Here is a 22,309-nt window from a genome sequence, read left to right on the forward strand (position 1 = left end):
GGTATGCCTTGCGTGTTCGGCTTCCGAAAGAGGTCCGTAGTGCTAAATTCTAGTCTCGCCACTGGATTCCAGTTTCGCAATATTGCTGTTCGCACCGTGGGGAGCGTAATTTGAGGCGCGTACGTCCGATTACTGTTGTTGCGCTGGCCCTGGTGGTCGCGCTGTCGAGTGCCTGCGGGACCGGCGGTGAGGTCGGCCCCGACGGGACCGACGGGAGCCAGTCGACCCAGTCCGCGACGCCACCGGACGATCAGCTGAACCTGAACGGCACGGTGAACGTCCGATTCGCGCTGGAGCCGGCGAGCCTGAACACCTTCACCACGGCCGGTGTCGCACTCGACCAGGTGTTGCTCGACAACGTCTACCAGGGCTTGCTCGCGGTCGACACCAACGCCAAGGATCAGCTCGTGCCGTCGCTGGCGACCTCGTGGGAGCAGTCGCCCGACGGCCTGACCTACACCTTCCGGTTGGTGCAGAACGCGAAGTTCCACGACGGCTCGCCGTTGACGTCGGCGGACGTCGTGTGGTCGCTACAGCAGGTGATCGCGCCGGGCTCGAAGTCGTTGCGCGCGCAGGACTTCACCTCGGTGGCCGACGTGTCCGCGCCCGACCCGGCCACCGTGACGATCCGGTTGAAGCAGCGCGACACGACCCTGCTGTGGAACCTGGCTCATCGCGGCGGCATCGTCTACAAGAGCGGTACCGACTTCGCCACCCTCGACGGTGCGGAGAACGGTTCCGGGCCGTTCCGGGTGACGCAGTGGAACCGCGGCTCCACCCTCACGCTCTCGCGGTGGGACGACTACCGCGGCCCCGCGCCGAAGGTGGCAAAGGTGGTGTTCCACTACATCATCGAGCCCAACACCGCGAACAACGCCGAACTGACCGGGCAGATCGATGTCTTGACCGCGTCCGATCCCACGCTGCTGCAAGCGTTCCGCGGCCAGGACGACAAGTTCAGCGTGCTGCGCGGGACCAGCACCGACGAGTACACCCTCGCGTTCAACGAGGCCAATCCGGCGCTGGCGAATCCTGATGTGCGCCATGCCATTCGGCAGGCGCTGGACAAGGACGCCATCATCAAGACGTTCGGCGCGGGTATCCGCATCGGCGGCCCGGTGCCGCCGCAGGATCCCTGGTACGAGGACTTGACCTCGCTGGACCAGTACAACCCGGAGAACGCGCGCAAGCTGCTCGCCGCCGCCGGATACGGCAACGGCCTGCAACTGACCGTGGAGTACCCGAACCACTACATCCCCGCGCTCAGCGACATCCTGGTGTCCAACCTCAAGGATGTCGGCATCACACTGAACGTCCGGGTGGTGGAGTTCCAGACCTGGCTGTCGAAGGTGTACAAGAACCACGATTACGAGCTGAGCGTGGTGATCCACGCGGAAGCCCGCGACATCGGTAACTACGCCCGTGCGGGCTACTACTTCAATTACGACAACAAGCAGGTGCAGCAGTGGTACCGCGACGCACTGTCCGCGGAGACCGAAGACGCACGTAACGACCTGCTGCGCAAGATGACTCGGCAGATCGCCGAGGACGCGCCGTGTGACTGGCTGTTCCTCGTCGAGCTGAACACGGTGGTGCGCAAGGGCATCTACGGCGTCCCGCAGCACGAGACCAACAACCGGTTCCCGCTGAGCAAGCTCGCGGTGGCCAAGTGACGGAGGTGTTTTGCTCTGGTATCTGATCCGGCGAGCCGGGCTGCTCCTGCTGTCGCTCGCGGTGGCGAGCGTGCTCATCTTCGCGATGCTGCGCTTGCTGCCCGGCGATGTCGCGGCCACCGTCGCGGGCATCCAGGCCACGCCGGAGCAGATCGCCGCCCTGCGCGCCGACCTCGGCCTGAATCGGTCGCTGCCCGAGCAGTATCTGTCCTGGATCGGCGGTGTCTTCCACGGTGACTTCGGGCATTCCCAGCTGAACGGCACCTCGGTGGGGGCCGAGCTGGGCGAGAAGCTCGCCGTTACCGCGCCGCTGATCATCGGATCGCTGCTGATCGCCCTTGGTCTCGCGGTGCCGCTCGGCACCTGGGCCGCGGTCCGGCATCGCACCAAGACCGGTGAGGCGGCCAACGCGCTGTCCCAGCTCGGCACCGCGGTGCCCGGTCTGTGGCTGGCGATGCTGCTGATCCTGGTCTTCGCGGTGGAACTGCAAGTGCTTCCGGCACAAGGCTTTCCGGTCAACCGCTGGGAGCAGCCCGACGACGCGGTGCGCAGTTTGATCCTGCCGTGTGTGACCCTCGGCCTGTCCGAAGGCGCGGTGCTGTTCCGCTTCGCGCGCTCGGCCATCCTGGGGGTGCTGTATTCGGAGTATCTGCGCACCGCGCGCGCCAAGGGCATGACCCGGACGCAGGCGTTGGTACGGCACGGTTTCCGCAATGCGGCGCCGTCGGTGGTCTCGATCCTCGGGTTGCAGTTCGCGGTGCTGATCGTCGGGGCCGTGGTGATCGAGCGGGTGTTCACGCTGCCGGGTGTGGGCAGCATGCTGCTGTCCGACGTGGCGAACCGGGATCTGGTGAAAGTCCAGGGCGAGGTGCTGTTGATCGTCTCCGCGGTGCTGGTACTCGGCTTCGTCGTCGATATCGTGCACCGGCTCATCGACCCACGGCTGGAGGCCAGGCTGTGATCCATGCCGTCAACCGGCCCAAATGGGCGCGCAGGCGCCGCGCCCTGCAGGTGATGGGCGCCGCGCTGATCCGAATGCCCAGTGGGGTTTTCGGGCTGATCATGGTGGGCACGCTGGTGGTCGCCAGCCTGGTATCGCTGTTCTGGACCCCTTACGATCCGCAAGCCACCAACCCCGGCCGGGCCTGGTTGCTGCCGCTCAGCAACGGCCATCTGCTCGGCACCGACCGGGTCGGGCACGATGTGTTCAGCCAGGTGCTGGCCGGCGCGTGGCAGACCCTCGCGGTGGCCTTGGTGGTCGCGGCGATCGCCGGTGTACTCGGCCTGATCCTGGCGCTGGCCAGCCAGCTGACCCCGCACCTGGTCGGCTCGGTGGTGGTGCAGCTGATCGACATCATGATCGCGTTCCCGGCGCTGCTGCTGGCGATGGTGCTGGCGGCGGTCTACGGCGGCTCGATGATGACGGTGGCGGTCGCCATCGGCATCAGTTCGGGCGTCGCGGTTGCCCGGGTCGCGCGGGCCGAGGTAGCCCGGGTGCTGACCAGTGATTTCGTGCTCGCCGCGCGGGCGTCCGGCGCATCCACCGCCCGAATCGTGCGCAAGCACCTGCTGCCTGCCATCGCACCGACCCTGATCGTGCAGCTGTCCTGGGTGATGGCCTTGGCGGTGCTCGCCGAGGCGGCCCTGACCTACCTCGGCTACGGCAGTTCACCGTCCGCACCGTCGTGGGGCGGCATCCTGCGCGCGCAACAGGACTACATCAAGGTGCGGCCACTGCTGGTGGTGTGGCCGGGCTTGGCGGTGGCGCTCACCGTGCTCGGCTTCAATCTGCTCGGTGACGCCCTGCGCAGCGTCACCGATCCGCGGCTGCGCAAGGGGGTGCCGGTGCGATGACGCTACTGAAGGTGACCGACCTGACGGTCGAGATCGGCGAGCAGGTCCTGCTCGACCAGGTCGACCTGGCCATGGACGCCGGTGCGCGCCTCGGCCTGATCGGCGTCTCCGGATCCGGGAAATCCCTGCTCGCACTGGCGATCATGGGCCTGCTGCCGGAGGAGACGCGGGTACGCGGCAGCATCACCCTCGACGGTGTCGAACTGATCGGCCGCAGTGACCGGCAGCTGTCGAAGGTCCGCGGCAGCCGGATGGCCATGGTGTTCCAGGAACCGCTGTCGGCGTTGAATCCGCTGATGCGGGTCGGCAGGCAGATCGCGGAACCGCTGCGGCTGCACCAGGGGATGGGGCGGCGGCAGGCCCAGACCGCGGCGACCGAACTGGCGGCCCGGGTGGGACTGCCGGATCCCGCGCATACCGTGCGCGCCTTTCCGCATCAGCTCTCCGGCGGGCAGCGGCAGCGGGTCGGCATCGCGATGGCGCTGGCCGCCCGGCCCGCGTTGTTGATCGCAGACGAGCCGACGACCGCGCTGGATGTCACGGTGCAGGCCGAAATCCTCGCGCTGCTCCAGGATTTGGTGTCCGAGGAGGGCTCGGCGCTGCTGTTCGTCACGCACGATCTCGCGGTGCTCGCGCAGATGACGCAGCGCGTGGTGGTGCTGGGGCAGGGGCGTGTGCTCGAGGACGGCGACCTGGGGGAGATCCTGCGCGGGTCCACCCATCCGTACTTGCAGACCTTGTTGGAGCTGGCTCGGGCCTCGTCGTTCCGCCGGGGCTCCGGCGCGACCCGACTGGGTATCGACAGCGACTCGGCGGAGGTGGTCTCGTGATCCTGCTGGAGGCCGAGGGATTGAGCCGGTCGTTCCGGTTGCCGCGCACCAGCCTGGTGCACCGCGCACCACAGCGGCACGCGGTGCGCGACGTCGACCTGACCCTCGCGGAGGGCAGCCATCTCGGCATCGTCGGCGAATCCGGTTCCGGCAAGTCGACTTTGCTGCGTCTGCTGCTCGCTCTCGACCGGCCCGATGAGGGCGTGGTCCGCTATCAGGGCAAGCCGGTGACCGGTCGCGATCTGGCCTGGTTCCGCAGGGAAGTCCAAGTGGTGCTGCAGGATCCGCTGAGCTCGCTGGATCCGCGGATGATCGTCGGCGACTCGATCGCCGAACCGCTGGAATGCCTGCGGATACCGGGCAATCACGACTACCGGGTGGCCGAGCTGCTGGTGGCGGTCGGGCTGGAACCCGATGCGACAGCGCGCTATCCGCACGAATTCTCCGGCGGACAGCGCCAGCGCATCGCGATCGCCCGCGCGCTCGCGCCGAATCCGAAGGTGCTCGTCGGCGACGAACCGTTCTCCGCGCTGGACGCGCCGACCCGCGCCCAGATCATCGAGCTGCTGCGCGATCTGGTGCAGCGGTTCGGGCTGTCGCTGATCCTGGTGTCCCACGACGTGGGCGTCGTGCAGCAACTGTGCGACCAGCTGCTGGTGATGAAGGACGGGGCCATCGTCGAGCGCGGTACCGCGGCGGCGGTGCTGGAGAATCCCCAGCACCCCTACACGCAAGCCCTGCTCGACGCGGTCCCCATGCTGCCGTTCTGAGCCGAAACCTGTTCCGCTGTCAGTTGTCCAACGCGGTGACCACGAGACGCGCGCCGCGTGCGGGCACGTTGGTGATGTTGCGGACGCGCCCGCGCTCGGGCGCACCGGGCAGCGCGAGCTGGTAGCGCGTCAGCACCGCCCGCAGCACCACGGCACCCTCCATCAGCGAGAAGCCCGCGCCGATGCAGCGGCGGACCCCACCGCCGAACGGCAGCCACGTATTCGCCGCGACCGTGCCTTCCAGGAAGCGCTCGGGCCGGAAGCGTTCCGGTGCAGGATGATTGGCCGGATTCTGGTGGGCGAGCACGATCGAGGTCGACACCCGGGTGCCACGCGGCAGCGGCACGCCGCCGATCGTCATGTCCTTGGTGAGCTGGCGCTGCACCCGGCCGATCACCATCCGGTGGCGCAGCGCCTCTTTCACCACCGCCTCCAGGTATTTGTCGTCCCCGTCGCGGGCGGCCTGCCTGGCCCGATCCTGAACCTCCGGTGCGGCGGCCAATTCGTGCAGCGCCCAGGACAGCGCCGACGCGGTGGTCTCATGGCCCGCCAGCAGCAGCGTGACGAGTTGGTCGCGCAGTTCCGCATCGCTGAGCGGGGCCGTGCCTGGATCGTCGCCGGAGCCGACCGCCAGCAGCCGGGACAACACATCGGCGTGCTGATCGATCTCCGGATGGGCTCGGCGACGGGCTATTTCGGCATAGAGCAGCTCATCGACCCCGGTGAGCGCGTCGCGCATCCGCCGCCACGGCCCGAACTGCCGCAGCAACGGCCACTTCCAGCCGAGCAGCACGACCGGGCTCATGTCGGTGATCCGGCGCAGCTGCGGGGTCAGCTCGGCCCGGCGCTGCTCGTCGGCCACACCGAAGACCACCTGGGTGATCACGTCGAGCGTCAGATCCTCCATCCGGCTGAGGATGTGCTCGGTCGAACCGGCGGTCCACCGCTCCACCTGGGTCTTGGCGATGTCCTCGACCAGGGCGCGGTAGCCGTTGAGGGCCGCGCCGGCGAAGGCTGGCATCAGCAGCCTGCGGGCGCGGGCGTGCTCGCTGTCGTCGGTGAGCAGCACCGAGTGCTCGCCCATGATCATCGAGAGCTCCCGATAGGCCTCGCCCGCATGCAGATCCGCCGGACCGGCGGTGAAGATCTCCTTGATGTGGTCGGGCCGGGAGAACACCACGATGCGCTCCGGATACGGCGGCAGCAGCCGCACCGTGAAGACGTCACCGAAGCGGCGCGCCTGGGCGCCGAGGAACTGGGCGTGCCGCTTGGTGTGCAGCACGGTCTGTAGTAGCCGCGGTAACCGTGGGGCCGGTGGGTATGCGCCGGTCATGGGGTGGTCCTTTCCGCCGAGTCGTGCTGGAGCCGCTCCGCCGCCGTCGCGCGCCGCGCCAGGCCCTCGATGACGAGGAAGGCGACCGCGCTGAGTGCCGCGGCGGCGATCGGGAGTGCGAAGGGGCTGAACAGGGACAGCGTCACGCCACCGGCGATGCTGCCGAGGGTGACGCCCAAATAGGTCGACGAGGAGTTGAGTGCCAGCACCTGGGTCGCCGAATCCGGTGCGGCATCGAGCAACATCGTCTGCATGGCGGGTGCGTTCCAGTAGAGCGCCAACGACCACACCAGCGTCAGCGCCACCAGCACCGGCATCGGGATGGGCGCGAACATCGTCAGGATCGAGAAGACGACCATGGTGCCCAGGAACAGGCCGAACCCGATGCGCAGCGCGGCCGACGCGCCCTTCTTGTCCACGAAGATGCCGCCGACCACCGAGCCGATCAGGCCCGCGATGCCGGCCACCGCGAACAGCAGACCGCGTTGGCGCAGTGAGGTATTCGAGAAGTCGGCCGCGAACGGCCCGAAATAGGTGAACATCATCAGCGCGCCGCCGAGCAGTATGGTGTTGCCCAGCAGGACGGTGAGCACCGGCCTGCTGGACAGGGCCGTGAGATGCGTTCGGGCCGAGACTATTTCGCCCGGCGCGCGCAGATACTTACGGACACCGAACAGCAGCGCCATCGATAGCACGCTGAGTCCGGCGAAGACGACGAAGTTGCCGCGCCACCCGAAGACGCTGGCGATCAGCGTGCCGAAGGGCACCCCGAGTGCGAGGGCGCCGACGATGCCGGAGGACACGATGCCGATGTAGGCGCTGCGCTTCTCCGGCGGCGCCAGCGTCGGCGCGAGCGCGAACATGGCGGGCAGGCAGGCGGCGGCGGCAGCGGCGGCCAGCACCCGCAGCACCATCAGCACCCAGAACGTATCGACCATGGCGGACAGCAGATTCGCGAGGGTGAACACGACCGAGGCGATGACGAAAACGCTGAGCCTGGTGCGCCGCGCCGATGCGAACGCGATCAGCGGAGCGCCGATCACCAGCACCAGCGAGTAGGCCGAAACCAGCTGTCCCGCCGTGGATTCCGAGACGCCGAGGTCGGCGGCGAGTTCGGGGAGCACGCCCGCGATCATGTAATCGTCGGTGTAGAAGACGAATACGGCGAAGGTGATCGCTATCAACCAGAACGGCATCGGGCCTCCAGTGGGACGAGTGGTCAGGGAATGAGGTAGTCCACGGCGATCTGCTGCGGGTCGATGCGCAGCGACTGCTGCCTCATTGTCGATCGATCGAAGGTTCCGGTGGCGTAGATCGCCGCCCAGTCCCGGTGATACAGCGGATCGCCATCCCACGGCCGCCATGCGGTGTGCGGTGTCAGCGTGACGCGGCCCTTGTCGATCCAGGGCCGCAGCAACTCGGCCCGGTCGTCGGTCTCGACGTCACTGGTGAGCCGACCGGCGCCGTCGGCCAGCCAGCGCAGCAGCGCGTCACAGTCGACCGGGGACGAGCGCGCCGGGTTGATCAGATGCCCGTCGAGGCGCAGCCTGCGCAGCAGCGCGTCGTCGACGAAGTTCACCACCTCCGGTATGCCGGGCAGCGCGACGACCATCAGATGCGCGAATCGGTTCGGCAAATGCTCCAGCGGAGTGGCCGCCACACTGCCGAACGGATGCGCGGTCCGGCAGCGCGGCCGGACAACGGTCACCCGGGCGCCGAGCCCGGCCAGGGTTTCCGCGATGGTGCGGCCGAATGCGCCGTAGCCGACCACGAGGGCGTTGCGCCGGTGAAAAGGCTTGGGCGCGTCGTCGATCGGGTCCGTGGCGCAGTGCAGGACGTGCTGGGTGATGACGTACTCCGACAGCGACGGAGCGTAGGCCCTGGCACTTCGGGTCACCAGGTTGTTGCGTGCGAGCGTGGGGATGTGCGGATAGTTCGGCCCGGACGACACCAGGTGCACCCAGGAACCTCTTGTCATGGACGAGGTTTCGGCGAGCTCGTCGTCGGTGAGGTCGTGCGCCGCGAGGGCGACCATCCGGTGGCCGAGCGGGGTGCCCGGCGCCACCGGCTCGACCCGCACCGGGTGGGCCCGCAACGCACCGGCCACGGTGACCGGATCGGTCGAGGTCCCCAAGCAATAGAGCGTCGACGGGTCGACGGTGACGGCGCGCATCAGCTGGTCAACGCCAGCGGAGCCCGGATATGTCCGTGTAGGACAATGGAATCCCGCCATTGGCGGCCCGGTAGCAGTCTGGCGTTCGGGTAGGCGGACAGGAAGCTGCCGACCGCCACCTGCCCCTGAACCTTCGCCAAGGAGGCACCGAGACAGCGGTGCACGCCGGTGGAGAAGCTCATGCTCGTCCGGGTGGCGACATTGGCCACGTCGAGCCTGCCCGGGTTCGGATAGGCGCGGGTGTCGTAGTTGATCGCGCCGACCCAGATCAGCGCCCCGGTGCCGGGGGCGACGACCCGATCGCCGATCTTGGTTTCCACCCGCGCGGTGCGGTGCGTCAGCTGAATGGGGGAGTCGTAGCGCAGCAGCTCTTCGAACCAGGGGTCGGTCAGGCGGCCGTCGGCGAGCACCTCGGTGCCCAGACCGTGTTCCAGCACGGTGACAATGGAATTCGCGATGAAGCTGACCGTGGTTTCGAAGCCGGCCGCGAAGACGAAGCCCACCAGGGTGAGCATCTCCCCGAAGGTGAGTTCGCCCGCGAGGTGCATCCGCACGCAGTCCTTCAGGAAGCCGTCCTGGAGCTGATCGGGATCTCGCTTGCAGTCCGCGACGAAGGCGGTGAACTTACGCGCCTCGGTCATGCCGCGCCGGTACTCCGGAAAGGTGATGCCGACGTCGAGCAGTTTGGCGCCGTGCCCGCCGAGCGAGTCGAGCATGTCGTCGCCCAGATCGGGAATGCCGAGGAAATCGGAGATGACGCGGATGGGGATCTTGCGGGCGAAATCGGCGACCAGGTCGATGTTCTCGCGGCCGTCGAGTTCGGCGAGCACCGTCTCGGTGTGCTTGGTGATGACGTCGATCGACCCGGTCACCGCCCGGTGGGTGAACATCGGGAAGACCAGTTTCCGCAACCGGGTGTGTTCGGGCGGGTCCATGAAGACCAGGGCGGGGGCGTCCAGGGCGATGGGCACCGAACGCTGGGTCAGCCACCGGTAGAACCCGGCGGTCGGCGGCAGCGCCACCGGCTGGTCGGCGGACCAGTCGTTGCTCCGCAGGATTTCTTCGCTCTCCTCGTAACCGGTCACCACCAGCCCGGCGGCGCTGTCGTGCACGCCGGCGTCTGCGCCGATCTTGGTGAGGATGGCCCGGTAGGGATCACCCTTCTCCGGTGGCCGCAGAAAGAGCCTGCCGACGTCGTTCTCGTCGCCGAGCATCGAGTCGGGCAGCAGCCGCAGCGGACCGTGTAGCAGGAACCAGCGAATCGGATCAGTGACCACCGAGCTCACGGAGGACAACGTCGACACCCCCTTGGCGTTTCATTGCGGCGTAAAAGTTTTCGCGTTCGAACCGGAACAGCGCGGCTTGCTTGTGCGGTAGATCCACCTCGCCGAGTTCGTGGCCGTCCACGATCTTGCACACATTCCGGTCCAGCGTGCGGACCAGCTGATTGGAGGCGGTCGGGTCCGAGATCACGCCGGTGCAGTCCGGGTAGGTCTCGAAGACACCGGCGATGAGCGCGACCCAGAACGGCAGGGCGTACCCGAAGTAGTCGGGTTCGCCGATGCAGCCGTGCATGCCCATATCGCGGTCCGGCGTGTCGTAGGAGTCGGCGACCGCGTCGAGCGCGACGCGGTACAGCTCGACGTAGCCGCCGCGCTGCCCGTCCTGTCCGACGAGGAAGGGCCGAGTCTTGTTGTCGGAGAACTGGAATTCGATCTCGGCCTGCCAGCCGTCGCGGTCCCAGTCCTTGTGCATCGCGAACTGCACGTGTGGCTGCGCCATCCAGTGCACCACCTGGTCGATCTCGGCGGTGGTGGCCGGGGTGACCGGCGTGAGCTCCCACGGCGGCGGGAGCGTCGGCACCTTCCACTCCTGAAAGGCGAAGTCGCTCAGCGGTTTCCCGTAGCGCCGGGACCGATCGATGGGCTGTCGCTTACTCGCCACTCATTGCACCTCGTTCGCGACCGCCAGCAGTTCCAGTGCGGCCAGCACGGCTTCGGTGCGGCCGGTGAGCCGGGCCCGTCCACCCAGGGTGATCCGATCGAAGGTCGCCTCGACGCCGAGGTGTTCGATGCGGTCGGCCCCGGCGACCGGGCGCCCGACGTGCCACAGCCACCCGCCCGAGACCTCGGGATCCACCTTCGGCTCGGACCAGTCGAGCCCGGCCTGGATCCGGAGGTTGAGCAGCTCGAGATCGATGCCGGTGATCACCCTGGATTGGAACGGGACCTCACCGCCGGACGCTCGCGCGCACACCTCGCTGACCACGATATCTTCGAAAGTGTCACCGCTGGAGAGATATTCGACATGGGCGGTGAAGATTCCGTCGAGGCCCAGCGCCGTGCAGGTCCGCACGGCGAGCTCGGCCAGCCGCGCCTCCGTCGCCGGGGCGACGCGCGCGGAACCCGAGGGGCCGCCCTTGGTGAGGTCCAGCAGCGAACGGATGTAGAGCCCGGAAAACAGGTGTGTCACAGTGCCGTTCGCGATGAGCACCTCGGAGTGGAACTGCGGCCCTTCGAGCAGCCGTTCGACCGTGCCGTCGCCGAGGGCGGCGTTGTCGACATTGTCGAACCGTTCGATCCGGATCCCGCGCAGGTTCGCCTCCGCGGCCGGTTTGACGATGACCAGTTCGTCGTCGTCGAAACCGGTGCAGCCGCCCGCCTTTTCGACGCTGCCGCCCGTCACGATCAACGTCTCCGGGACCGCGATGCCCGCGGCCTCCAGTGTCCGGCGCATGACTCCCTTGTGCCGGTAGTTCTCCAGGGAGTCGACGGGAATAGGGGAGCTCAGGCCGAACTCACTACACAGCTGCGCGGCCAGACCGAGCAGATATTCGTCATTGGTGACGATGGCGGTGGTCCCGGTGGGGATCAGCGACCGCCACTCGTCGATCTCGGCGATGTATTCCTCGCCGAGACCCTCCAGCGCCACATCGGCGTCGCGGACCAGGGGCACCTCCCCGGTCCGGAGTATCCGCAGTTCGGCGCCGGACGCCGTGACGGCGGAACCGAATTCGGTCAACCCGACACTGCCGAGCGACTGCTTCGCCTGCAACAGCACCACTGTTGCGCGATCACCTGATGACAACACGCCTCCAAGCCTCGAGGTGCTGGTCGACGCGCTGGCAACCGGTGACGACGGAGTCCGGATCGCGCGCCAGCGATATACGGATCAGATCGGTGCCGAGGTGCGGCTGCGCCCAGTAGAAAAGCTCGCCGGGCAGCACGTGCACGCCGACCTCGCCCAGCTCAGCGTACAACGCGCCGGCCGTGACGCCTTCCGGAAGCCGGAAGGTATCGACCGAGATCCGGGAGTCCGGGTAGGCCGGTGTCAGCTTGATGTTGTTGCGCGCCAGGCGCCGATTGCTCTGCAGGCCGTTGCGCAGCAGGTCGTAGCCGCCGTGCACGCCGTCGTCGGCGAACAATTCGATTACCCGCAGGATGAACGGCGACGCCGAAAGCATGTGATCGGAGTACATCCGGGCCAGGGGCAGCGGATTGCCGACATTCCAGTTCAGGAACCCTGCCTTCAATTCCTGTAGCGGCCAGAGCTTTCCGGTGTCCTCGATGATCACCCAGTCGAGGTCGTAGCGCGCGAGCACGGCGTACATGTCGTACTGCGCCCGCAGATCCTGTGCCCGGAAACAGGAGTCGATCACGAGCACGGTGTCGCGGTCGGCGCAGGCGGCGGCGATCCGGTGCAACCGGTCCTCGTCGAGCACGGTGCCGGTCGGATTGTTCGGCGAGACGGTGAACAGCACCCCGTGTGCGGGCGGAAGGTGCTCCAACGGCCCGGTCGCCAACTCGGCTTCGGCGACCGACCGAATGTCGAGCCCGTGGCCGGCCAGCAGGTCGTGCAGGTTGTCGAAGGTCGGCTCGACCATCACCACCGGCCGGTCGGCGAGGCGGATCGCCTTGCCGATCATGTCGATGGCGGTCGAGGAGGAGTAGCAGCTGCGGAAGTCGACGTCGTCGGCGAGCGCGCCGTGCTGGCCGATCGAGGACAGGAACGCGTTGCGCGAACTCTTCTCCACCACGTCCACCGGCAGCTTGCGCGTCTGCGCGAAGATCTCCGCGAAGCCCGCGACGATCTCGGTTTGACTGGGGGACAGCGACATTCGCGGGTGGCCGTCGGACAGGTTGACACCGTCGACGAGCGCCCTGACTTCCAGGTCGGTGATGTTATCGGGCATGCAGACGACCATCCTGTTGCATCGTGGTCCGCCGGGCGGCAGCGGCGAGGGTCATGATTTCGAAGATCACCGCGACACCCAGGTGCGCAGTGATGTCGGCGGTGTCGTACGGCGGCGAGATCTCGACCAGCGACACGGTGCGAATGTCCGGCAGGTCGAGTTCGCGGAGCAGCCGCAACGCGAAAGCCGAGGAGGGGCCGCCGACTTCCGGCGTTCCGGTACCCGGCGCGCACGAGGGATCGACGAAGTCGATATCGAAGGTCAGCGCGACCGGGTTGGTACCGACCTTGTCGCGAACGATCCGGCCGAGTTCCCGGCAGCCGAGCTCGATCGCCTCGTCGCTGTGGATCACGGTGAAGCCGAGCCCGTCGTCGGCCAGGTCTTCCCGGGGCACGCTGCCGCGCATGCCGATCTGGATGCTGGTCGTCGGGTCGATCAAACCCTCTTCGGCCGCCCGGCGGTACACCGTGCCGTGGAAGTGCTTGACCCCGAAGTAGTCGTCGAGCACGTCCCGGTGTGCGTCGAGCTGCACGAGCGACAGAGGCCCGTGTTTCTTTGCGGCCGCGCGTAATTCGGCGATCGCCAGGCTGTGGTCGCCGCCGACGAGGATCGGCAGCGCGCCGATACCGTGCACGGCGTCGACGCTCTTCTCGATCAGCTCGAGCGTTTGCAGGTGGTAGCCGGGCACGATGTGCACGTCGCCGCCGTCGACAACGGTGAGCAGATCGGTGATGACCAGCCCGCGTTCCCGGCTGCCCAGCCGGGCGAGCGTGCTCGCCGAGCGGACGGCCTCGGGGCCGAAGCGCGCGCCGCTGCGGTAGCCGGTGGCGCCGTCGATGGGCACGCCGAGGATGACGGCGTCGACTCCGTCCTGCTCGGTCAGCTCCCGCACCGGCCGGTAGGGGAGCCGGAAGAAGGTCCGCGGCCCCGAACTCAGCCGGCAGACCGCCTGGCTGTCGGTGTAATCGGTCATGCTTCGGTTTCCTTGGACCGCAACAGCATTGCGGTCACGATCCCCGTTTCGTCGAGGCCGGGAGTGTCGACATCCTCCACGACCACCTCGAGGCCCTCGCTGGCGTACAGGTCGGTCCAGTACTGCTTGGGTGCCAGGCGCTGGTCGGTGAACGGGTGCAGCAGGAAGTAGTGGTTGTAGTAGTTGGTGCGGTGCGGGTCCTTCATCTTTTCCGCATCGTCCCAGCAGTAATCGATGTCGATGACCAGGAGTTCGAGGCCGGGGTTGTTGTCGAACAGCGTCCGGAGGAACTTCCGCACCCCGGCTTCGCCGTCCTGGCCCAGGATTTCGTGGATGACGAAGCTGATGATGCCGAAGTCGTAGTGGGATTCGGTCTGCTCGAGATGGCCGATCGCATCCGCGTTGACGATGTCGATCCGGTCGGCGTGCGCGGACCCGGACACGAACTCTGTCGCGGCCGCGGCGCCCTCGGGGCTCGGCTCGATGCCGGTGAGCCGCATCTCCGCGTACTTGTCGGCCAGGGTGGTCAAGAAGATGCCGCTGCCACACCCGAGATCGATGCCGCTGCGATAGCTCTTGCCGCGCTGGTCGAGTACCCGGTACATCAGCGGAATGGCATCGTGCACACTGATCGCGCAGCTGCCGACGCCGACCATGCGGCCGTCGCGCGGTACCGCGGCGGGCGAGGTGAAGCCCTGCCCGATCTCCAGGAAGGTGCGGCCGTAGCCGCCGATCATCATCTGGTACCAGCCGCGCGCTTCCCAGATCTGCACGAGCTTGTCGGTGGCCCGATCATTGTCGGTGTAGCCGGCCGTGCGCAGGAACAGGTGCAGGGCCTCGACGCGCTCGGGGGTGGTGATAACCGATTCCAGCGCCTTGCGGGCCGAAATTCCATTGACCACAATTTGTTCCAGGATGCCGTGCTCGATCAAGTTGTACAGCACTGCCGACTGCACATATCCGCTGAACGGCTCCAGCGCTTCGATCAGGCGGTTCCGGGTAAGCATGGTGTTCATACCTCTCTTTCGGGACTTTCTCCGCCTGTCAGCCAGCGGCGAGCCGATCGGGGTCGCCGACGAAAGCAAGCTCGTATTTGTTCTGCCGATAGCCGTACGCTCCCGACGAAAGGTTCGTGAACAACGTCCAATCGGACAGCTGTGGCGCGGCGGGGATCAGGCCGTGCTGGGTGGTTCTGCCGGGTTTGGGGCAGATGAGATCGAGTCCGGCGATCTGCGCGAGCAGGGTCGACGCGCCCTCGATGCGCTCGGTGAAATTGCCGATGCCCTGCAGCAGCATGGTGCGGTCGGCGGCCCAGAAACCGTAGCGATCGTCGAATGCCGCCGACTCGATCGCGGCGGTGAAATCACGCTGAGTGCTCGCGGCGAAACGACGAAGCTTCGCCAGGATCACGCCGGGTTCTTTGACGGAGGTCTGTCCGCCGTCGAGCACCCGCTCGGCCAGCGTGTAATACATCTCGGCCTTGGCCGCCATCCGCCCCAGCGCCTGGATCCAGGCGGGATGGGTCATGCCGGTGCGGGCGCGCAACGTATTGCACTGCGCCACCGAACCATCGATGAACACATGGGAGTTGGGCACGAAGGCGTGGTCCAGTTCGATGATCGCGTCTTGTTCGTCGAGCGCGTCGATCGATTCATCCGGAATCTCGTGTGCGGCACGGAAGCCGGCCCGGGAGTGCACCGTCACGCCGTCGCTGTCCGGCGCGATCGCGACGCACAGCGCGGTGCGGTCCTCGGCCTCGGTGAGCATGCGGTAGGGGTAGATCAGCAGCACATCGGCGTACAGCGCCAGGGTGGCCAGCTGTTTGAAGCCACTCAGGTAGATACCGTCGGCGTCGCGGGCCACCACCTCGAGCAGCCGGTCCTCGGCGATCCGCCCGCGTTCGGAGATGTCGGAGATCGCATGCGTGAGAATCGAATTCTCGGCCCGGCACTGGCGGTGGAACTCGCGCAACTGTTCGGCGCCGTCGCCGAAGTGGTCCGCGTTGGCGGCCCAGGCGGACACGATGCCGGCCAGGAAGTCGGGGCTGCGCCCGAGCAGGCCGCCGCTGTGCGTCGCGAACCGGCGCAACTGCCCGGTGTACTCCAGAAACTGGTCGCGGGTTTCCGGCGGCGTCCAAATGCAGTCCCAGAATAATTTCAATTCCGGATTGGTGCGCAGGCCGTCCAGCGTTTTGGCGAATGGGGTACTCATCCGGTCCGCGAAAGCGACCGAATGATTTTCGGCCGAGCGGCTGATCTGCTGAGTTTCCAATGGACGTCCTTGCCTTAGATCTAATGCACAGCCCCACCGTTCACAAGGCGGACAACCCGTAGCCTGCCCCCGCACTTCAAGATAGTCGACCGGTCGTTGGGTAACCATTTGATGCCCATGTGACGCTTCTCACATTGTACCATTTCATGATCCCTCATCAAATAAGCACCTTCGATATCTTATCGGCATTGAACAGGCAATATGTAAACCCCCCGATCGGGGGGTTTCGAATTTGCCGATAGCCCCCTTTTCGGGGGGTTGCGGATTCTCCGCAGTTGACGAGAATGAAGCCTGGCCGGGTGCGAAACAGCCTGTGCCGCAATGGTCTCGCATCTCGGGGTCCGGTGGTGGAAGTATGCTGGAAACAGCGTTGCGAGGGGGTTGTGTCGGTGCTAGATTCGGGGCCACCAGGGGCTGAGCTCTCCCTGTTTCGGGTATTCGGTGAAAGCTCTCGAAGAATTAGAACAATTCAAGCCATGACCCCGATGTCCGAAGGGCGGTATTGGTGGAGACGAATCGGGTCGGGTCCGGTGCCTTCGATCGAACGGCGATCGAAGAATGGGTGGCAGCGAACATAAGCCAGATCATCGGAGCGGATCCGCAGGCGATCGACCGGACCACCACTTTCGCCGCCTACGGGTTGACATCGTCGGACGCGGTCGGCCTCTCCGGTGAACTGGAGGAATGGCTCGGGTGCAAACTCCCCGAGACCCTGCTGTACGAGCATCCGACGCTGGAAACATTGAGCGCGGCGCTGGTCGGCGAGACCGCCGAGGTCGGCGGCATCGCGGAAAACGCCAAATCGGGCGTGCCCGACCAGAAGCCCGCTGCCGACGACGACACCATGTGCATCGCGGGCATGGCGTGCCGATTCCCCGGCGGCGCGAACTCACCACAGTTGTTCTGGCGCAACCTGGCAGACGGTATCGACACCGCCGCCGACGTGCCACCGCAGCGCTGGGACGCGCAGCGCTACTTCGATCCCGATCCCTACCGTCCCGGAACCGCTTACACGACGCGCGGCGGCTTCGTGGACGACCTCGCCGGCTTCGACGCCCGGTTCTTCGGCATCTCGCCCCGCGAGGCCCTGCGGATGGATCCGCAACAGCGGATGCTGCTGGAGACCGTGTGGGCGGCGTTCGAGGACGCCGCCCTCCCCGCCGACCGGCTCCGGGGTACCCGCACCGGCGTATTCGTCGGCATGATGGCGGACAGTCGCTACGGCAACGTGCTGATCGACCACGGCGGCCGCGCGGAACTCGACGACCCGTATCTGGGTCTGGGTAGCGCGTCGAGCGTGATGGCCGGTCGGCTGTCCTACCTGCTCGATCTGCACGGGCCGAGCCTGGTCGTCGACACGGCCTGTTCGTCGTCATTGGTCGCATTGCACTTGGCGGTCAACAGCATTCGCAACGGCGAGTGCGATCGCGCGGTCGTTGCGGGCGTCAGCGCCACCGTGCACCCCGACACCTTCCTGCAGGCCTGCAAGATGCGGATGCTCGCCGCCGACGGGCGCTGCAAGACCTTCGACGCCGCGGCCGACGGGTTCCTGCTCGGCGAGGGGTGTGGCGCGGTCGTTGTCGAACGGCTCGCCGATGCCCGCGCCCGCGGCCATCAGGTGCTCGCGGTGGTGCGCGGGTCGGCGGTCAACCAGGACGGCATGAGCAACGGCCTGACCGCGCCCAACCGTGCGGCCCAAGTGGCTGTCATCCGCGCGGCGCATCGGAGCGCCGGAATCAGCGCCGACCGCATCGACTACGTCGAGGCACACGGCTCCGGGACGCAACTCGGCGACGCGATCGAGATCGGAGCGCTGACCGAGGTTTTCGGTGCCGTACGGCCGGATGACCAGCCGCTGTATGTGGGCGCGGTGAAGACCAACATCGGACATCTGACCGGCGCGGCCGGGATAGCCGGATTGATCAAAACGGTGCTGGCGCTGAACCGCCGCATGATTCCGCGGAATCTGCATCTGCGACAGCCGAATCCGGCGATCGACTGGGCCGCGAGCCCGGTTCGCCTGCCGCACGAGAACATTCGCTGGCCGCACGCGGACATTCGTCCACCGACCGCCGGTATCAGTTCGTTCGGCTGGTCGGGTACCAATGCCCACGTGGTGCTGGCCGCCCCGCCGGTCGCCGCGGTCGAGCAGGAACCCGCCGACGAGCAGCGCTGGCATATCCTGCCGCTGTCGGGGCGCTCGCCCGAGACGCTGACCGCCACCGCGCACGCGATAGCGGAATACCTGCGCAGCAACCCGCGACTCGCTCCGGCGGCGGTGGCCGCCACCTTGCAGGCCGGGCGCAGCCCCATGCCGTGCCGCACGGCCATCGCCTTCCGGACTCTTCTCGACGCTGCCGAGGCACTCGACGAGGTCGGGCGCCGGGTACCGGTGCAGACGGCGCCGTCCGGCAGGCAGCCGACCGTGCGATTCGTGTTGCCGGGCACCGGCGATCAGTTCCCCGGCATGGGACGCGACCTGTACCGCACGCATCCGGTATTCCGCGAGGCGATCGACCACTGTGCCGAGGTAGCGGCCGAATCGCTGGGCATGGACCTGCGTACCGCCCTGTACCCGGACGCGGCACCGGCGGCGTCGGACCCCTTCGCCGCCCTGCGACGGGACACCACCACCGGCCCCGGTGAGCTGGTGACCCGCATCGACCTGGCCCACGCGGTCATCTTCGCGTTGAACTACGCGGCAGCGCGACTGTGGCAGAGCTACGGCATAGAACCGAGCGGCCTGCTCGGCTACAGCCTCGGCGAGTACTCCGCCGCCTGTCTCGCAGGCGTTTTCGACGTCGAGGCCGCGCTGCCACTGGTCGTGCGGCGCGCCCAACTCGTCGCGGCCGCCGAGCCCGGTGCCATGCTGACCGTGGCGACCTCCCAAGACCGCATCGCCGAGTACCTCGGCCCGGACCTGTCCTGTGCCGCGGTCAACAGCCCCACCACGGTCGTCGTCGCCGGTACCGAAGCCGCGATCGCTGAGCTCGAACAACGCCTCGAAGCCGCCGAGATCGCCGCGCGCCGGGTGCCGACCACCCGAGCCATGCATTCGCACCTGCTGAACCCCTTGCGCGAGCGGTTGATCGAGCTGTTCGACGGAGTAGAGCTGCGCGCGCCGCGAATCCCGTTCGTGTCCAACCTGACCGGCGATTGGATCAGCGACGACCAAGCACGCGATCCGCAGTACTGGGCCGAGCACATGTGCGCGACAGTCTCGTTCGCCGACGGCGTGGACACCCTGGCAGGCTCGGACCCGTGCGTGCTGGTCGACCTCGGCGCCGGTCACCTCGCCAGTCTGGCCAGTCAAACGCTGATGCAGGCCGGTGGCACCGCGGCGCTGCCCACCCTGCGGGGCTCCTCGGTGCGCGAGCCGGACCAGATGATCGTTGCCCGCACGCTCGGCCGGCTGTGGGCCGCCGGGGTCGACGTGGAGTGGACCCGGGCCGGATCGGCTGGCACCACGCTGTCGTTGCCGACGTATTCGTTTCAACACGAACAGTTTTGGCCCGCTTCCGAGAAGAGTGCGGTCCCTGCTCGGGCTGTCGCGGCGACCGACACGGCGGCCACGGAGGTCCTCGAACCCCAGTGGGTCACGGTGCCCGCGTCGGGTGCCGCAGACCGGCACGGTCCGTATCTGGTCTTCACCGATCCCGAAACATGCAGCGCAGAGCTGGCCGGGTATCTGGCGAAGGCGCTCGACGGTGCCGACTGGGTAACCGTCACGCCCGGAACCGGATTCGAGGCGACCACCGCCGACGAATACCGCATCCGGCCCGGTGAGCGGGCGGACTACGCCGAACTGGTCGCGGCGCTGGAGGAACGAAACCTGCTGCCGCGCACCGTAGTGCACCTGTGGTCCGTGAACGGTAAGAGCGGCGACCCGGGAAACGCCGACAGCGTGGCCGCGCATCGCCGACTCGGATACGACAGTCTGCTGGCGCTGGCCGGACAGCTGGGACGCCGCTGCGTCGACGGCTGCCGCGTCCTGGTGGTCACCGACCACGCCCAGCTCGTCGATTCCGAAGACGACCTGCATCCCGGTAAGACCACGGTGGCAGGCCCCGCGTTGACCACGAGCCAGGAATACCCGGGCTTGGCGGTACGCACGTTCGATGTGGTCACTCCCGTCGATGACGCGGAGAACTCGTGGGACGAGCTCACCGCCGCTGTGCTCACCGAAATGCAGTGGCATGGCACCGATCTTGCGATCGCCAGGCGCGGCAGGCGTCGCTTGGTGAAACGCTTCCGACCGCTCACCCTCGACGCACCCGCACCGTACGTGCGCGACGGCGGCGTCTACGTGATCACCGGTGGTACGGGAAGCATCGGCCTCCAGGCCGCGGCACACCTGGCCGCCGCAGCCTCCGGCGTCAAACTGGTGCTGCTGGCCAGGAGGCCACTGCCGGACCTGGACGATGCGGAATCCGTCGGGCAGGCGGACGAGAAGTCGCGCGCTCGAGCGACCGCGGTCCGTGCGCTGTCTGACGCCGGTACCGAGGTACAGGTACTGACCTGCGACATCGGTGACCGCGACGCCACCGCCGCCGCAATCGCCGACGTACGCAACCGATTCGGCGCGATCGACGGAGTGATCCACGCCGCGGGCGTGCTGTCCCCGGACGCGTTCACCACCATCGAGGACACGTCGCCGGAAATAAGCGCCGCGCACTTCCGGGCCAAAGTCGATGGCACCATCGCACTGGCCGACGCACTGCGCGGCGAGCGCCCCGACTTCGTGGTGCTGCTGTCCTCGATGTCGGCGGTCCTCGGTGGCATCGGTTTCACCGCCTACGCGGCCGCCAACGCGTTCCAGGACCAGTTCGTCGCGATGCGCGGCCTGCCCGGCGGATCCGCGTGGCGTTCGGCGTGCTGGGACACCTGGCAGGACACGGTCCATTCCGGCGAAAACCCCGGTTTCGCAGACTCACTGGACAAATACTCGTTCGCCGCCTCGGACGCGCTCGCCGTGCTGGATCGGCTCATCACCGGCGGCCCGCGCCGCGCGGTCGTCTCCGCCGGGCAGCTGCACGAACGGATCACGGCATGGGTCGGCGGCAACGACCCGCTCGCCGAATCGGCCACTCCGCCGGAACCGGGCACAGTGCAGCCCCGCACGGCACCGCCCGGCCGAACCATCGAGGACTACCAGCGCCGCCTCGCGGAACTCTGGCAGGAAGCACTGGGCGTCGACCACGTCGGTCTGCACGAGAACTTCTTCGAGTCCGGCGGCAATTCGCTGGTCGGTCTGCAACTGATCAACTCGATCAAGAAACAGTTTCGCGCGGTCATCCCGACCGTGGCGTTGTTCGAGGCGCCGACGATCGCCGATATGGCCGATTACCTACGCACGGCGACCGCGCCCGAAAGGAAGTCACGGACATGAAACTTGTCGGAGTCGTCGGGGCAGGCGTGATGGGTTCGGGCCTCGCGCAAGCCCTTGCGGCACATGGATATTCCGTCGTGCTGGTGGACCGTGCCCAGACCCAGCTGGACCGGGCGGCGGACGAGGTCGTCCGGTACGCCCGCACCGGGCGCCTGTTCGGCCACGACACCGAGAAGTACGGCGACCTGACCCAGCGGGTGAGCTACACGACCGAGATCGGCGACCTCGGTGCCGCGGAGTTCGTCATCGAGAACATCACCGAGAACTGGTCGCTCAAGGCCGAGATCTATCCGCGACTGGACGAGATCTGCCCGCCCGAAACGGTTTTCGCGGCCAACACGTCCTGCATTCCGATCACCAAGATCGCCGGGGCCACCCAGCGGCCCGATCGGGTGCTCGGCATGCACTTCATGAACCCGGTGCCGATGAAGTCCACCGTCGAGGTGATCCGCGGCTGGCACACCTCCGAGGCCACCATCGCCACCGCGATGGAACTGCTCGAAGGCCTGGAGAAACGCGGCATCGTCGTCAACGACATGCCGGGCTTCGTCTCCAATCGGGTGCTGATGCTGATGGTCAACGAGGCGATCTTCTTGCTGCAGGACGGTGTGGCCGGGGCGGCCGAGGTCGACGAGATCTTCCGGTCCTGCTTCGGGCACGCGTCGGGTCCGCTGGAGACCGCGGATCTCATCGGGCTCGACACCATCCTGTACAGCATCGAGGGTCTCCAGGAGTTCTACGGAGACAGCAAGTATCGGCCGTGCCCGCTGCTCCGCAAGATGGTCGACGCCGGACTACACGGCCGGAAAACCGGTCAGGGCTTCTTCTCGTACTCGTGAGAGAGGCCCGAA

General features: G+C 67.2%; 17 protein-coding genes. 7 read left to right on the top strand and 10 right to left on the bottom strand.

Going from position 1 to position 22,309, the window contains the following annotated elements; all coding sequences use genetic code 11:
* Nucleotides 1–110: 110 nt before the first annotated feature.
* Genes IBX18_RS07955 through IBX18_RS07975 form a run of 5 tightly spaced genes read left to right on the top strand, consistent with a single transcriptional unit; the run spans nucleotide 111 to nucleotide 5,127 of the window.
* Nucleotides 111–1,673, top strand: coding sequence for an ABC transporter substrate-binding protein (locus IBX18_RS07955; RefSeq protein ID WP_194833087.1), 1,563 nt, complete (start codon nucleotides 111–113; stop codon nucleotides 1,671–1,673).
* A 10-nt stretch (nucleotides 1,674–1,683) separates the two neighbouring features.
* Nucleotides 1,684–2,634, top strand: coding sequence for an ABC transporter permease (locus IBX18_RS07960; RefSeq protein ID WP_107656963.1), 951 nt, complete (start codon nucleotides 1,684–1,686; stop codon nucleotides 2,632–2,634).
* Nucleotides 2,631–3,527, top strand: a complete 897-nt coding sequence (locus IBX18_RS07965) for an ABC transporter permease (RefSeq protein ID WP_306796190.1) — start codon at nucleotides 2,631–2,633, stop codon at nucleotides 3,525–3,527. The genes IBX18_RS07960 and IBX18_RS07965 overlap by 4 nt, the downstream gene beginning before the upstream one ends.
* Nucleotides 3,524–4,357 carry an ABC transporter ATP-binding protein gene (locus IBX18_RS07970; RefSeq protein ID WP_194833088.1) on the top strand — a complete coding sequence of 278 codons (834 nt, stop codon included), beginning with the start codon at nucleotides 3,524–3,526 and terminating at the stop codon, nucleotides 4,355–4,357. Before IBX18_RS07965 ends, IBX18_RS07970 begins: the two co-directional genes overlap by 4 nt.
* Nucleotides 4,354–5,127 (top strand): ATP-binding cassette domain-containing protein, encoded by a 774-nt coding sequence (locus IBX18_RS07975; protein WP_194833089.1) that lies wholly within the window; start codon nucleotides 4,354–4,356, stop codon nucleotides 5,125–5,127. The genes IBX18_RS07970 and IBX18_RS07975 overlap by 4 nt, the downstream gene beginning before the upstream one ends.
* A 19-nt stretch (nucleotides 5,128–5,146) precedes the next feature.
* On the opposite strand, the gene IBX18_RS07980 is transcribed toward IBX18_RS07975, so the two are convergent.
* Genes IBX18_RS07980 through IBX18_RS08025 form a run of 10 tightly spaced genes read right to left on the bottom strand, consistent with a single transcriptional unit; the run spans nucleotide 5,147 to nucleotide 16,009 of the window.
* Nucleotides 5,147–6,460, bottom strand: coding sequence for a cytochrome P450 (locus IBX18_RS07980; RefSeq protein ID WP_194833090.1), 1,314 nt, complete (start codon nucleotides 6,458–6,460; stop codon nucleotides 5,147–5,149).
* On the bottom strand, nucleotides 6,457–7,656 hold the full coding sequence (locus IBX18_RS07985; protein ID WP_194833091.1) for an MFS transporter: 1,200 nt from the start codon (nucleotides 7,654–7,656) through the stop codon (nucleotides 6,457–6,459). The genes IBX18_RS07980 and IBX18_RS07985 overlap by 4 nt, the downstream gene beginning before the upstream one ends.
* 23 nt (nucleotides 7,657–7,679) lie before the next feature.
* The gene (locus IBX18_RS07990; protein WP_194833092.1) at nucleotides 7,680–8,594 is read right to left on the bottom strand and encodes an NAD(P)-dependent oxidoreductase; all 915 of its coding nucleotides are present in this window, start codon (nucleotides 8,592–8,594) and stop codon (nucleotides 7,680–7,682) included.
* Nucleotides 8,595–8,632: 38 nt separating this feature from the next.
* Nucleotides 8,633–9,919 (bottom strand): cytochrome P450, encoded by a 1,287-nt coding sequence (locus tag IBX18_RS43050; protein ID WP_194833093.1) that lies wholly within the window; start codon nucleotides 9,917–9,919, stop codon nucleotides 8,633–8,635.
* Entirely contained in the window at nucleotides 9,900–10,577 is a 678-nt protein-coding gene (locus IBX18_RS08000; protein ID WP_194833094.1) for a GNAT family N-acetyltransferase, read from the bottom strand. Before IBX18_RS08000 ends, IBX18_RS43050 begins: the two co-directional genes overlap by 20 nt.
* Nucleotides 10,578–11,723: an acetyl-CoA carboxylase biotin carboxylase subunit family protein gene (locus IBX18_RS08005; RefSeq protein WP_194833095.1), complete on the bottom strand. Its 1,146-nt coding sequence runs from the start codon at nucleotides 11,721–11,723 to the stop codon at nucleotides 10,578–10,580.
* Nucleotides 11,707–12,825, bottom strand: coding sequence for an aminotransferase class I/II-fold pyridoxal phosphate-dependent enzyme (locus IBX18_RS08010; protein WP_194833096.1), 1,119 nt, complete (start codon nucleotides 12,823–12,825; stop codon nucleotides 11,707–11,709). Before IBX18_RS08010 ends, IBX18_RS08005 begins: the two co-directional genes overlap by 17 nt.
* Nucleotides 12,815–13,798, bottom strand: a complete 984-nt coding sequence (locus tag IBX18_RS08015) for an arginase family protein (protein WP_194833097.1) — start codon at nucleotides 13,796–13,798, stop codon at nucleotides 12,815–12,817. The genes IBX18_RS08010 and IBX18_RS08015 overlap by 11 nt, the downstream gene beginning before the upstream one ends.
* Nucleotides 13,795–14,814, bottom strand: coding sequence for a methyltransferase domain-containing protein (locus IBX18_RS08020; protein ID WP_194833098.1), 1,020 nt, complete (start codon nucleotides 14,812–14,814; stop codon nucleotides 13,795–13,797). Before IBX18_RS08020 ends, IBX18_RS08015 begins: the two co-directional genes overlap by 4 nt.
* A 28-nt stretch (nucleotides 14,815–14,842) precedes the next feature.
* On the bottom strand, nucleotides 14,843–16,009 hold the full coding sequence (locus tag IBX18_RS08025) for a 4-hydroxyphenylacetate 3-hydroxylase N-terminal domain-containing protein (protein WP_194833099.1): 1,167 nt from the start codon (nucleotides 16,007–16,009) through the stop codon (nucleotides 14,843–14,845).
* A gap of 622 nt (nucleotides 16,010–16,631) precedes the next feature.
* Here IBX18_RS08025 and IBX18_RS08030 point away from each other — a divergent pair.
* Together IBX18_RS08030 and IBX18_RS08035 are read left to right on the top strand one after the other, a co-directional pair.
* Nucleotides 16,632–21,458 carry a type I polyketide synthase gene (locus IBX18_RS08030; protein ID WP_194833100.1) on the top strand — a complete coding sequence of 1,609 codons (4,827 nt, stop codon included), beginning with the start codon at nucleotides 16,632–16,634 and terminating at the stop codon, nucleotides 21,456–21,458.
* Entirely contained in the window at nucleotides 21,455–22,297 is an 843-nt protein-coding gene (locus IBX18_RS08035) for a 3-hydroxyacyl-CoA dehydrogenase family protein (RefSeq protein WP_194833101.1), read from the top strand. Before IBX18_RS08030 ends, IBX18_RS08035 begins: the two co-directional genes overlap by 4 nt.
* Nucleotides 22,298–22,309 lie beyond the last annotated feature (12 nt).

Source organism: Nocardia sp. XZ_19_369 (assembly GCF_015355715.1).
In the GTDB taxonomy this organism is placed as follows: domain Bacteria; phylum Actinomycetota; class Actinomycetes; order Mycobacteriales; family Mycobacteriaceae; genus Nocardia.

What these genes read in the sequence shown, in the direction of transcription:
- IBX18_RS07980 (WP_194833090.1), bottom strand. Translation starts at nt 6,460, where the DNA reads ATGACCGGCGCATACCCACCGGCCCCACGGTTACCGCGGCTACTACAG.
- IBX18_RS08025 (WP_194833099.1), bottom strand. Translation starts at nt 16,009, where the DNA reads ATGAGTACCCCATTCGCCAAAACGCTGGACGGCCTGCGCACCAATCCG.
- IBX18_RS07970 (WP_194833088.1), top strand. Translation starts at nt 3,524, where the DNA reads ATGACGCTACTGAAGGTGACCGACCTGACGGTCGAGATCGGCGAGCAG.
- IBX18_RS08020 (WP_194833098.1), bottom strand. Translation starts at nt 14,814, where the DNA reads ATGAACACCATGCTTACCCGGAACCGCCTGATCGAAGCGCTGGAGCCG.
- IBX18_RS08015 (WP_194833097.1), bottom strand. Translation starts at nt 13,798, where the DNA reads ATGACCGATTACACCGACAGCCAGGCGGTCTGCCGGCTGAGTTCGGGG.
- IBX18_RS08010 (WP_194833096.1), bottom strand. Translation starts at nt 12,825, where the DNA reads ATGCCCGATAACATCACCGACCTGGAAGTCAGGGCGCTCGTCGACGGT.
- IBX18_RS08035 (WP_194833101.1), top strand. Translation starts at nt 21,455, where the DNA reads ATGAAACTTGTCGGAGTCGTCGGGGCAGGCGTGATGGGTTCGGGCCTC.
- IBX18_RS07985 (WP_194833091.1), bottom strand. Translation starts at nt 7,656, where the DNA reads ATGCCGTTCTGGTTGATAGCGATCACCTTCGCCGTATTCGTCTTCTAC.